Raw genomic sequence first — 13872 nt, 5'->3', positions numbered from 1 at the left:
CTGGTCGATGATGGCCGGAATCGTATGGGGTTTTGTTGCTTTTTCTTTGGTGCCGCCGCTGGCTTTTCCGGGGTGTCCGGTTTGGCCATCCTGCTTCTTAGCTGGTCCGCCAGGGTTTTGATTTCATTCATAAATGGGGTTCGATATAATCTTGAAAGATGTGGCTGAATACCGGCACAATGGCCGCATGCACCGCCAGGGGTGTCTGGAAAGTGTTGGCCCGCTGGAAATCGATCCGGTCAGGAATGACCGCAGTAACAATCCCGATCTGGTTAAGCTGTTCGTTCACTTCCGTTTTGATCTCATATTTGACATTTGCTTTGATACGGTTCGGTACGAACAGCACCTGTACATCCGGGTTGATCTTTTTCAGCACCAGTGCAAAAGGCACCGTGGACTCAAAGCTGAACTCGTCATAAGAAAATGGGCACACCGCTATATCGGCTGCTTTAAACACCCGGATCAGGCCGTCGTCATCCAGTTTGCCCGGCAGGTCGATCAGTACGATATCCTTCGGACTGCTTTTGATGGTATCCTCCATTTCGGGAAAGTCAGCGAGGCTATAAGCCAGCACCTCATAGGGTTCGGCGTTTTCAAGGATCTTGGCTTTTTCAAACTTCTGTGAAATGGACTGCTGGTAATCCATGTCTAAAACGGTAACCTTACAGTCCTTCGACCGGGTTAGATAATTGGCCAGCAAAAGTGTGAGCGTGCTTTTTCCGGCCCCGCCTTTCTGGTTGCCTACAATAATGACCATGATTTAAAAAATTAATGTTAGCGGTGGTTAGTTCTTGCTTTTTTCTTTCTTCTGCGGTTCCTGCCATGGATGGCCTCGTCGTCAATGTCGGGGGCGATATAGGGTTCGGGGATATAAATATGCTGACGGTTGATCTCTTCCTGCATTTCAGTGTATTGGCTGAACTGCTCGGCCATGTGACCGAAATCTTTTTCCTCCAGTAGATCCGCTGTATCCATATACACGCCGGTTCCCGGATCACCTAAATAGAAATCTTCGCCTTGCCGGGTAAGCGTCAGGCCCTGGTGGTAAAGCCCCTGAATGAAATCGGGATAATTATACAAGGCGGCTTTTAATATTGCCGCATAATAATCACGTTGTTCCTCCCCGTGCGCACTGTCTGCTTGTTTTCGGTGTGCAGCAACCACAGTCTCCGCTTCAAAGCGATCATCTTTTTGCAGTGCTAATAATTCTTTCAGGGACATAATTTCGCCACCCTTGAATACGGTTTTTCCTGCATGATCAACGACCGTATAACCGTATGGCGGTTTATCGCCTGAAGCATGAAAAATGAGATCGATACCAAGTTTTTCCTTCAGAAAGGCCGCAAATCCGGAAGTGTACTTGCCATATTTTTTGATCAGGGTAGTATCATAACCGGCTGCATATTTATGGAATAAGGCCTTTAACTGAACCTTCCTGTCCGTGTCCGGGGTGTAATTTTTTAACCTTTCTTCGATAAGGGGCTGGTCAATTTCATCCTGTTGCTTGCCAAATTTGATAACGGCTAATTTTCCGTCCTGCTGCTTCAGTGTATAGCCCAGGCTTTCCAGCACCATCATAAATTGTGCTTTGGTGCCGACTTGGTAGGTCAGCGCTTTTGCTATATCAGATTTGGCATCATGCTTTTCATCGATGCCTAATACAACATTTAGTTGCTTAACTGCCCTGACCTTTTCAAAACTGTCACTGATCTTTTTGCCATCCTTGCCGACTCTCGTGGTCACCATGTGGATATGGTTATTCTTCGTATCCTTATGGTAAACGAGCAGATATGGCTGTTCGCCATAACCCATTTTTCCAAGCCATTGTACGGCAATAGCGGTTAACTCATCTTTGGTATATTCCTTTCCTTTGGCTGAAATCGCTGCGTGAAACTGCGGCAGCTTTACATGCTTGTTGGTTGCGGAAACCATTTTCAGGTAATTCCGGTAATCTTCCGGGCGCAACTGCTGCAAACCCTGTAAGGGCCCGAAGTTCGCCACCTTCATCAACTCGCCTTTATCCTTGTCAATTTTGTTGGTGTTATAGCTGACTGCTTTAAATTCTTTTGCAGACGGCATTATACGAACAATCATAGGCAGTGAAATAAGAAAAGGTTAATGAGGAGCAGGCTCAACGGGAACTGGTTCTAAAAATCCAGCTCACAACGAACCTGTTATAAACGAACGTGTTCATTAAAAACTCGTTCATTCCGAACGCGCTGCTAAAAAACCAGTTCGCTAACCTTCTGCTCCTGAAGAACGCGCTCCCAGCGAACCCGTTCTCTGCGAAAACCAATCAGGTTATTTTTTAACCCGTTCTTTCAGAACCTGCTTAATTTTATCCAGTTCGCTGCGAACGGATTAATGATTAACCAGTTCCCTGCGAACCAGTTCCGGGTTCTAAACCATTTACCTTCCCAATAAGCGAATGATCTTTCTCAGCGCTATTTCCAAAGCCTTCTGGTTTTGAATATATATATCAAACAGCAGGTTAAACCGCTCCATTACTACCGGCGATAGCCTGCCGTTTTTATTCAGGATATTGGCGTATCGCGCCAGTTGGTTGATGTTATTGCCACACCTTCCCATTTCTGAACCAATTCCGTCAAGCAGGCCAATCAATTCCTTCGCGTTGACAATGGTGAGCGAGGCATCCTGCAACAACCGGTTCCGTACCAGATCAGTCCTGCGGACACCCAGCGTCTTTTCTAACTCAATTACCAGTTTAAATTCGTCCTCTGTAAACCTTGCGTCTACCTTCTTTGTCCGTTTATCGGCTGTCTTTTTGGGCCTGCCTGTTTGCATACATCTATCTGAAAAAGAGGGAACGAGTTGCGAGTTCCCGATATTCCCCGGTTGTCCTGCGGAGTGAATGAGGAGTATAGCCGGGGACCGGCGTAACGACGATTGAACGGAGCGGGACGTCCGGGGCAAGATTGCGATTGGCTGACAAATTACGACGAAGGAGTTTTTGTCGGACAAGAGCACATCTTGCAAGGATAAAAACCAAAAGATAACCAGTTACCTTACGCGTGATTTGAAAGGAATCTCACCTTGAAAAATGATTGCCATTCAATCCGGCGATGAGCTTGTCGTTATAATCATTATGCCCTTCATATACCGGTGAACAATCCACAGATTGTCTGAGTGCTTGCTGAAAAGTAACAGTAGCTTTCCGTCCGGTTGTATCATTATCAAAATACAAGGATATGTCATTGAAATCCTTTGCTTTCCTGATGCCTGACTGAATAAGGGCTATTGAATTTAAAACCAGTACACTTTCATCAGCGAACGTGTTCTCTGATAGCCAGCTCAGGTAATTGATAAAACCTTCAAAGACGGCAAGCTTGTCAGGATTGCCCGGAATAAAACTGATGGCTTTGTGGCCAAGGCAGCCCTTGAAGTTGACACTCCGGACTTCCCAGGCGCCCAATTCGTTTTGCCAGCCCGCTCCAAAGAAATGCTTACGGTTCCTTTTGTCATCCTCCACATAATAATAGACTTCTTTGAGTCTGCCCTGTGCTTTGAGCCAGATACCCCGGCTCTGCAGGTAATTGGTTATAGCCGTGTTAAGGCCTAGGTCTTTTACTTCTAAAACCTTGTAATGCGGTTCTTTGATCGCAGAGCGTTTACGCTTTGCCTTGTCCGTATTTGATTGGACCGGAAGGGCAGCGCCCATAATATTGCTGATTTTTTCCAGCACTTCCTGAAAAGAGGAACCTTTCCAATACAGCAAGCCAAAATCGATGATGTTACCGCCTTTGCCTTCACCGTGATCGTACCAGCAGCCTAATTTGTCGTTGACAGAAAAGGAGGGGGTGGTATCGGAATCCCGGAGCATACTCCAATAAATATGTTCCTGTCCTGATTTTCTGTGAGGCTGGTAACCCAGCCGTGAAAGCAGGTCAACCAATGAAACATGATCTTTAATGTCGCGGGCGTTAATGTTTGCATTCATAAAATTGATGGCATAAAAAAAGGGAGCAACAGGGCTCCCTCCTATAAAATATATTTTCGGAACTACTCACCTCGGTTTCTACAAACCGGACTCTCGTCTGCCATTGCGCTTTCGCTATCTTGATACAATCTCAGCTTCACAATATTTCCTGGTGCTAACAGGATAATGCTTCGTTCCCGGATGTCAAAGACCTTAAACAGTCTGCCATTGGCATTGGGACAAAGGTTGGAAAGCTCGAAATCGATAATGGGTTCCTTCGAGGGTCGGACCCTCAAATAATTTTGATAACAGGTTTGACAGGTGAAAATCATTTAATTTTCACAGTAGTTGACAATGAATAATTAACCGAAAGGATTCTATGAACTATTAAATGATCACAGGGTAATTAGGACCTTCAATGGAGCGTGGTGCAAAACGATTGAGTAATGGTATCGCAAAACTTGTGTAAAAATACTGCGTTAGAAAAAAAAATGATTTAACTAACTAGTCAACATTTAAAATGTTTAATTTTTTAGAGAACTGGTAAAATTTTCACCTTTAAATCGTCAGCGGTCCGTGGACTTTTTCATGCCGTTTTTCGCGGTAACAATATATAATAGACACCCGCCGGTAGTTTTTTCCATTGTATTCGCCGTTCCAATACTGCACTTTGTTGTGTGAGTTGTACCAAAATCCATAGTAGTCAAATCGATAATTTTCAGTAAATTATTTAACTTTAAAAGCTATATAGAAAGACATTATTGATATTCGATATCGCTAATTAATACCTATATTTTTTCTGTTTATAAATTCAAATCTTATTTTTCTTGGTGATTCTTTGTATGACGCTTTGTTGTTTTCTACGTCCTTTAAAAATAAAGAAGAATCCTGTTGCTTGATCACTCTGTTTTTTATGGCATGTTTTACAATAAAAATTTTGCCGAATCAAATGGGGGGTATAAGTGTAGTCCAATGTCATTAGATATGATTGATCTTCTTCAACTGCAACATTGTACGTGTTGGATAAATTTCTATTTTTATACTTATTTTCAATAGGTAATTCCCAGGTCGTAACCGATGTTTCTCAAAATAGAAACTCTTTATGAGCTTTTTTTTAAAAAACTGTTTGCCGTTTGTAAATATTTCAACATCAATTTGTTCATTATTTAAGCTATTATTTGATATACCTAAATCGATGTTATCGGAAGGTTTATTTTTGGTTTTACACGATGAGAAGCAAATACCTAAAACGATAATTCCGGCTACAAGAAATTTATTTTTCATGATATTAATTTTTAGAGGCAACTGTTACGGTTGCTGCACTTTTGGAGCAAGTAATTTATAAAAATAGTCTAATGGAAAAAAAGAGTTAAAATTATTAACAATGTCACTCGAAGGATTTTAACCTTCGGCTTCCTAGAAACTTAAAAATGTATTATATTTTTTTTGCAAATTCATCTACAGCACCGTCAAAAGTATTAGTAGTTTTCATGTCGATTGTTTTATTACTTAAATATTCATCCCTACAGGCTTTTACGACAGGATTATTGTAAAAATCTGATTCGTATGCCCCCATTCAACGCCACTTACAGCCTCTTTCAATTGGTTTAGCATGTGATATCGAAAATAATAACTTAGTCCTATTGATGGTAACATGTTTGGAGTAGCTTTTATTTTGCACTTTAACGGCTATGCAAACTGACCGTTTATTTCTCCCTATACTTCCAAACAAACCCGTTCCATTGCTTGTACATCCCCTTGGCCACCTGGATGATCACTTTGTCCTCAATACGAGTTTGCCTTGCGGCTTCTTTTATACTCCGGTATTCTTTTATAAAGTTCCCCTTTAAATCATATTGCTCCACCGGCTTGCTGGTGGAATAGTTTTTGCGCCAGTGGGTACGATCACCTGTTTTGAGGATGGATGGAGGAACCCTGTCCCGTGCAAAGGCGCGTAATGATTTTTCGCTTTTAGTCATCAACCGTAAATTCTCAGGCTGGTTGTTATAACCGTCGCCATCGAGATTGATGACATACAAACCGTCTTTTTCGTAATCTAGGTGCGGGTCAATAAATGTCTTGTAAATGAGCCTGCGGGTGTTGAAACATTTTGGCTCGCTTTCAACGGTTAGTGTTACTGACAAATAGATCGAAGGGTCACCCGTTTTAAGGTTTTGGTTTTGATTGACTTTCTGACTTAGGATCTGTCCTTTTACAAACTGCTGGTAGAGCCGGGGATGCGGGATAATACGGTCCAATGATTTTATTCTGCCCAGTGTAGAGGCCTGGTAGGTGCTTTCGAAACCTGGAATATCCTTCCATACCTCCCCGGAATGTCAGCTAATGATTTATTTTGATAAGGTGGTGTTAGGTCGGCCATCGTAATTATAGCTTTTGGTTAATATTTAAATAACCATCAAACTACAAATATGATAAATACTTTTCTCTTTTGACTTAATCAACGGTAAAACGCATAAAACTGTTAAAGGATTACCTCTACGTTGAAGGAATTGAGCTCAAAATAAATATTTCAAAGCCGCATGTATTTTCTTTGGATTTCTAAAATTTATATTTTACATTAGACTATTAAATTTTATCCAAAAACCTATAAACCTAATTTGCAATGAAACCATCCAGTATACCTCGAACCTGATTGGCTCAACCCAATTCCCCTTGGGCATGATATTGATGCCAATTATTTTTTGTTACCTAAAACGCCTTTTCGAATGAAACTTATTAAACTTAAACCATTTCTTTTGTCTTTTCTGACAGTTGCCTCATGCTTTTTGCCATCTCATTTAAAAGCGCAGTCAGGTACACAGATCAATTATTTTGTTCCGCAGCCTTTTCCGCGCTCGCCCACAGCTACCGCGATTGAGAAATATGGCACGTACCAGGTAAATGAATTTACCGGAATACCTGATATATCGATACCGCTATACACGATTGAAGCGGGCGGTTTTCAAGTACCAATTACGTTGTCGTATCATGCGTCAGGTAATAAGGTCACTGATGTGGCAAGTTGGGCCGGACTAGGTTGGTCTGTTTCGGGCGCAGGACAAATTACCAGGCGTACCTACGGGCTTCCTGATGACATGCCTTATGGTTGTTTAAATGGCTATGTTTGGCAGAATAGCGCTATCAATACCTCAACATATGCGGGTGTTTACTATCTTGAAAAGGCATCCGACGGGACTTATGACACAAAGCCGGATATTTTCTCCTACGATTTTCCAGGTCACGGAGGTAAATTTTTTATATATGATTCTGTAGGCACCTATAAGGTCAAAATGTTACCTTATGCTCCTTTAAAAATAAATTACAATCTGGTTGCTTATTCCTATAGTAACCCACCGCCCAATACTGGACTTACCCGATTTACCATTGCAGATGAGCACGGCAATAACTACACGTTTGGCGATGCCTCCACCGAAACCACCTATTCCTCAACATCTGGGCACACAGGCAGCACTTCGGCATCCGCATGGAAACTGGAGAATATGATCAGCCAAAACAGGAGAGATACGGTTTCTTTCTCTTACCAGAATGACGCAATAATTTATCCTTCAGCGGATGGAGAAATTTATTCTGTTATTGATCAGATCGTTGGTACTGGCTATCATAATGCATCGTACAGCTCGACACCTACGACTCCCGGAAACTACAATAGTACATCCGAGAAGTTAGTAAGCCAGATTACATTCAAAAACGGCAAGGTGGTCTTTGATCTGGACGCTTCCTCCAGACAAGATATCAACGTTGGCTCGGGGTCGTATGCGTACGGACTAAAGGATATTAAGGTATATAAATACAACTTCGGCACGAAAGCGATGGAGTTACAGAAAACCATTGTGTTTTATAAAAGTTATTTTAACTCCGGCGGTAATCAACGACTAAGACTCGATTCCATACAAATACTCGATAAAGCGGGCAGCATCGTTCAGCATTATCGTTTCGGTTATAACACCAGTATCAGTTTGCCGGCATATACCTCGTACCAGCAGGATTACTGGGGATTTTATAACGGAAAAGCTAACAGTATGCTGACACCGCAGCAAACAATCAGTTATCAGCCAGTGTCTGGCGGAAGCACTTCTTATGTGACTATCGGCAGTAGTGTTGCAAATGGACGCAACTGCGATTCTAATTATATGCAGGCGTTCGTGTTAGATACGATACGCTACCCCACCGGTGGCTATTCTACGTTTACTTACCAAACCAACCAATATTATAGTGGCAGTACGCTAATGCTGGCAGGAGGGTTACGTGTTAAGACGATAAGCAGTTACGATGGAATCAATCCGACACCTATTGTTAAAACGTATATTTATAACAGCGCACGAGCGAATTTCTTACTGGACTATGGTTATTTCAGCACCCAGCAAACCCACCGGTTATATGGATCGAGTCCCATAAGTACTGAAATTGTACGTACATATTCAAATAATCCTCACTGCGATCTTGAGGGTTATGATGGCGCAACCGTTGTGTACCCGTCAGTTACTGAATATATCGGTACGCCAGGAACAAATGTTGGTCGAACTGACTACACCTTTACTGATCAGCAGGACGCTTATACTAGTGCCTCAATGTCCGGAAATCTTATTTACATCAGCGCATTTTATGTAAGAGGCCATCTTTTGACGAAAAATGAATATATCCATCTCTCCGGTGGTGGCTATCAAATCGTCAAATCGACAAGCAATAGTTATACCGCCTTTCCCTATACATCGTATAGTTATGTCGGCCTGGCTGTAAGAAAGTTATTTTATAACGAAGGTGCACCAAACCCGATCTCTCCGGGTACACAAAGTCCGGATGATACTAATTCTTTCCTTTATCCGAATTACTATATCACTTCAGACGACAATTATTTAACCGGCACTACGGTTAACTATTACGATACGAATAATCCAGCTAATTACACGACATCAACCACAACCTACAAATACGATAATCTCATTCATCAGCAAGTCACCCGCAGCTATCATACAGATAGTAAGGGAAACACGCTTGTTTCGGTCAGTAAATATCCGGCCGATTATCCATCGGGCAACGCCGTTATTGACACCATGGTAAGCCGCAATATGCAGGCTGAAGCTATCGAAAAATATGACACGCTAAAAAATGTGACAACTGGGGTCAATGCGGTGGCTTCAGGGGAACTGACGACTTATAAGTTTGGAACGAATAACGCTGCCGTATTGTCGACTATCAAAACATTAAGAGTTGCACTGCCCCTTACGAGTTTTAGTCCTTCAACAATAACCTCTGGCAGCTTAACTAACGATACCCATTACGAACAGGTGATTAGCTTTGACAATTACGATAGCAATAATAACCTTACACAGTTCACCCCGAGAAATACAACACCGGTCAGTATTTTTTGGGGCTATCTCGGCGAGAGCCCGATAGCACAAGTAAAGGATGCCATAAGTACAAATGCAGCCTATACAAGTTTTGAGTTTGGCGGAAGTCCAAGCAATAATTGGTATTATAGCGGCACACCTGTCACTGATCTAACGGCGCCCACTGGAAGCCTGGTTTATCCTTTAAGTTCGGGTTCAATTTCAGCATCAGTTTCAAGTGGTGTCGGCTATACGTTGTCCTACTGGAGTAACGGCGGTGCTGCAACTGTATACGCAGGCGGTTATTTGACTGGAACAGCATTAACGAGTATTAACGGTTGGACCTATTATGAATATCTGATACCGACCAGCGTAACAACTGTCAGCATCAGCGGAAGTGTATCAATAGATGAATTGCGACTCTATCCATCGGCTGCCCAGATGACCACGTACGCCTACGATCCGTCAGGTGTGCGTTCTATATCCGATACTAAGGGACTTAATAATTACTTTGAATATGACTTTGCGCAACGCTTGAAAAACATCAAAAACTTTTACGGATATATTGTCAATAACTATGGCTACCATACCTATGATCAGACAATAGGCAATCAACTGCAATCGGCGGTTTTTACGCGCAATAACTGCCCACCCAATACCACACCAGGATCATTGACGTATACCGTACCAATTAACCGGTATTATTCTTCCACCCAAGTTTCGGCAAATGCGGATGCTACCTATGATATGAATGTCAATGGGCAGGCAAAAGCGAACCAGTATTGCGGATGCCCGGTGATTACAACTTCTTTTACTTTGAGCAATTCTACGGGTTTGACGGGCTTTCAGGCTACATTTTCCGGAATAGCAACGCCGTATAATTTCCCCTCATCGGGAAGTACGGTAATAAATGTGCCTGTGGGAACGTATGCGACTATTTCAGTTAACGCAGTCGGTTCGGGTACCCACACGTTTACGCTGACAGGATATACACCTGTAGTAGCACATTCTGCAAGCTTTAGTAGCGTGGCAGTGACTTCTGGTTCAAATCTAACCTTATCAATTCAGTAAGCCATGAAAAATATTTTTAAGCAAACCAGCCAGCGCACTATCCGGTTTACTTACACCAATCTATTAACGGTTGTATTTGGATTATTGTTTACGGCTATTATATCTTCCGCAAACGCACAAACCCAAACCAATAACTACGTCATTACCCAGACACCCCGCATTAGTGGCATAAATAATGATAGTACCATGGTGGCCAATAATACGGACAAAACCAAGGTGCAGATTACCATACAATATGTGGATGGGCTTGGCCGAGTCATACAAACGGTGCAAAAACAAGCCTCTCAGTTAGGATATGATATGATTCTGCCACAAGTCTACGACAAATATGGACGAGAAGTATATAAATATCTACCCTACACTCCGCAAACGGGCACGGCAGGTAGCTTTCGATCTAGTGCAGTAAGTGCCGATAGTGTGTTCTATTCATCTCCGCCGTCGGGATCAGGTATCACAGTTATTGCGGATCCGCATTCGCAAACAGGCTTTGATAATTCACCACTGAATAGGCCGGTGGAGCAAGGTGCGCCCGGTGTACTCTGGCAACTGGGCAGCCATACAATTAAGATGGTTTATACCCTGAATAATAGCACGGCTTTTACCGGTGATTCATTGAATGGACGACAAGCGTCCTTGTATTATGTGACGATTGGAAGTGACAGCAGCAGAACACTACATAACAATGGCTATTACGCAGCAAATACTCTAACTATTACCATTTCCAAAGATGAGAATTGGGTTAGCGGAAGAGCTGGTACTATGGAGGAATATAAGGATATTGATGGCCGGATCGTTCTAAAGCGAGCCTATAATTACAAAAATAATAGCGTAGAAATGCTTTCCACCTATTATGTGTACGATGATCTGGGGAAATTGTCATTTGTACTTCCTCCCGTAATCACTGCTGCCGATTCGGCATTAGCGATTAGTCAAACTAAACTCAATAACTTGGGTTATCAGTATCAGTACGATGGTAAAAATAGACTCGTCGGTAAAAAGATACCTGGCAAGGGGTGGGAATATACAGTCTATAATCGGATGGATCAGCCTGTTGCTACTCAGGATAGCTTGCAAAGGTTTAATAAGCAATGGGTTTTTACCAAGTATGATGCGCAGCAAAGGATGATCATGTCGGGCATTTGGAATAACGGCGGAACCAGTATTAGTCGCTCAAGTCTGCAAAGCATATTGAATGGGATCACCACCAACCTGTATGAAGCCGTCGTTAACAGCGGTAATGGTTATACCAATGTTGCCTGGCCGACGACTAATGTGACGGCCACATTGGCACTTAGTTATTATGACACCTATTCAAATATTCCGGGATTTTCCTCCACAGGATATTATATTACTTCAGGGGTGAGTCAACTGACTCGTAGCCTGCTTACTGTAAAGAAAACAGCGGTATTGAATACGCCAACTGACCAATTATGGAATGCGGTCTACTATGATGATTTGGGGAGGACATCGCAAAATTATGCACAGCATTATTTAGGTGGAGTAGTGAATTTAGCCAACTATGATAAAGATAGTACTCTTTACAACTTTGTTAACCAACCAACTTCCGTTACAAGAAAACATAAGAACATAAACAATACTTCATTTCCACTAGTTACTATTACGAATACCTACTATTACGATCAGGTAGGTAGGAAGAGATCTACGTGGGAGCAAATAAAAAAGCTCAATAACACCCCTACCACGAAAATTTTGATTTCAAAAGTAGACTATAATGAAATAGGACAAACCTATATTAAACACTTGCATAGCACTGATAGTGTGAATTTTCTGCAGAACGTCAGTTATCAATACAATGCCAGAGGGTGGCTCACTGCAAGCAGCTCTGCGTTATTTGCGATGCACCTTTATTACGACTCGCTAACCAACAAGGCATATAATGGTAATATAATGTATCAATACTGGGGGTACCCCACAGTTAACAACCATTACACGTATACTTACGACAAACTCAACAGACTTACCTCGGGCGTTTCAACAGTTTCGAATAATGAAAGTAGCATAGTTTACGACAAAATGGGCAATATTGTCGGCATGAACAGGTTTCAAAATGGCACTAAAATTGATTCTCTAAGTTATACTTTTACTGACGCGTCTGGTAATTATTACAACCAGCTACTTAAAATCACAGATAAAACCACCAACGATGTCGGGTTAAAGCACGGGACCTGGACCTATAGTTACGATGGCAATGGTAATCTTGTAAGTGATCCAAGTAAAGGCCTTACAGGTATAAGTATAAGTTATAATTTAGTTAATTTGCCGCAAAATATAACGGGGAGCAAGTCGATTACCTATACCTACGATGCTATTGGGAATAAATTGAGACGTGTAAGTCCAGCGACAGGCACCACTGATTACATCAATGGCATTGAGTACGACGGGACAACTACTGATACGCTCGATTTTATCCAAACGGAGGAAGGAAAAGCTGCATCATACGGCTCAAATAGTTATGACTATATCTATTATTTGAGCGACAACCTTGGGAATACTAGGGTTACTTTTGACACCAAAACAGGTTCGGCGGCGGCCATACAAAAAGATGATTACTATCCGTTTGGATTCGAAATCTTAAGAGATACATTAGTTGGCTCGAAAAATGAATATCTTTACAATAAAAAAGAGCTGCAGGAGGAGCTAGGTGAATACGATTATGGCGCACGTTTCTATGACCCGGTGATTGCGAGGTGGAATGTGATTGATCCGATGGCAGACGATGCCCGGCGATGGACACCTTACCGTTATGGATTTGATAATCCGATAAGGGTTATAGATCCTGATGGCATGTTTGAATATAGTAATGGTTATCAAACTTTAAACAGCGAAACTGACGCGAGTAGTACAAATTTTAGCGGAAGTTATAATCTAACAAATACGGAAACCGCAAAGGTCAGTAAGGGTGGAGGTCTTCCAGGAACAAGGCCAACTACGAAAGCGGATGCCGCAAAAACCGCTTCTAAAATTCCGAAGTTTAGGCCTCAAAAATCCTCTCCGCATAGAGTTCCTTTAAATCCAACTAATCAAGGTGTTATTAAGGCATGGCCTCCTCCTGAACAAGTTAATTACCAAGATTTTGGTCTTCCATCTACTAGTTTGGCTATCGTGAATAACACAGTGGATACCTATGGTGCTGTATCGGGCGTTTCTGAAGTCGGAGCTATATACTCAAAAGTTAAAGCTTATTTTTCTGTTGTTGAAGATGTGCCATTAGCAACACGATTTATTGTAAGTGCAGATGGCGTAGTCAATGATTTAGGACCAACCATAAACAGAATTGAAACGGGAGGGTCTTTCCCACACAGAAATGATGCCTCAATATTTATGAACAGAGATGGACTTTTGCCAGCAAAACCATTAGGATACTATACTGAATACGTCCACCCTACCCCCGGCCTTCTTAATCGTCCCGGGGCGATGCGTTTTGTTGTTGGACAAAATGGTGAGATGTATTTTACAGCGGATCATTATTTAACATTTATTCGAGTAAAATGATTA

8 protein-coding genes and 1 pseudogene are annotated in these 13872 nt (G+C 42.1%); 2 read left to right on the top strand and 7 right to left on the bottom strand.

The window, feature by feature from the left end; all coding sequences use genetic code 11:
• Positions 1 to 127: 127 nt before the first annotated feature.
• The 7 genes and pseudogenes from MgSA37_RS18565 to MgSA37_RS29430 form a co-directional block, all read right to left on the bottom strand.
• Positions 128 to 757: a ParA family protein gene (locus MgSA37_RS18565; protein WP_096354015.1), complete on the bottom strand. Its 630-nt coding sequence runs from the start codon at positions 755 to 757 to the stop codon at positions 128 to 130.
• A gap of 17 nt (positions 758 to 774) precedes the next feature.
• Positions 775 to 2094 (bottom strand): relaxase/mobilization nuclease domain-containing protein, encoded by a 1320-nt coding sequence (locus MgSA37_RS18560; protein ID WP_096354013.1) that lies wholly within the window; start codon positions 2092 to 2094, stop codon positions 775 to 777.
• A 315-nt stretch (positions 2095 to 2409) separates the two neighbouring features.
• A complete protein-coding gene (locus MgSA37_RS18555) occupies positions 2410 to 2805 on the bottom strand; it encodes a plasmid mobilization protein (RefSeq protein WP_096354011.1) in 396 nt (131 codons plus the stop codon).
• 244 nt (positions 2806 to 3049) lie between these two features.
• Positions 3050 to 3958 (bottom strand): toprim domain-containing protein, encoded by a 909-nt coding sequence (locus MgSA37_RS18550; RefSeq protein WP_096354010.1) that lies wholly within the window; start codon positions 3956 to 3958, stop codon positions 3050 to 3052.
• A 957-nt stretch (positions 3959 to 4915) separates the two neighbouring features.
• On the bottom strand, positions 4916 to 5221 hold the full coding sequence (locus MgSA37_RS18545; RefSeq protein WP_096354008.1) for a hypothetical protein: 306 nt from the start codon (positions 5219 to 5221) through the stop codon (positions 4916 to 4918).
• A gap of 422 nt (positions 5222 to 5643) precedes the next feature.
• On the bottom strand, positions 5644 to 5916 hold the full coding sequence (locus tag MgSA37_RS29435; protein WP_262497482.1) for an NUMOD1 domain-containing DNA-binding protein: 273 nt from the start codon (positions 5914 to 5916) through the stop codon (positions 5644 to 5646).
• Between the two features lie 210 nt (positions 5917 to 6126).
• A pseudogene (locus MgSA37_RS29430) lies at positions 6127 to 6252 on the bottom strand (NUMOD4 domain-containing protein); the annotation flags it as partial.
• A 411-nt stretch (positions 6253 to 6663) separates the two neighbouring features.
• Between MgSA37_RS29430 and MgSA37_RS18535 the strand changes: the two are divergent.
• Complete coding sequence (locus tag MgSA37_RS18535) at positions 6664 to 10356, top strand: DUF5977 domain-containing protein (RefSeq protein ID WP_096354005.1); 3693 nt, start codon at positions 6664 to 6666, stop codon at positions 10354 to 10356.
• A 3-nt stretch (positions 10357 to 10359) separates the two neighbouring features.
• The gene (locus tag MgSA37_RS18530; RefSeq protein ID WP_096354004.1) at positions 10360 to 13869 is read left to right on the top strand and encodes a DUF6443 domain-containing protein; all 3510 of its coding nucleotides are present in this window, start codon (positions 10360 to 10362) and stop codon (positions 13867 to 13869) included.
• Positions 13870 to 13872: the final 3 nt, after the last annotated feature.

Source organism: Mucilaginibacter gotjawali, assembly GCF_002355435.1.
GTDB classification, from domain to species: domain Bacteria; phylum Bacteroidota; class Bacteroidia; order Sphingobacteriales; family Sphingobacteriaceae; genus Mucilaginibacter; species Mucilaginibacter gotjawali.
Note: the sequence above shows the minus strand (reverse complement) of the source record. Positions and strands in the feature narration are given on the sequence as shown.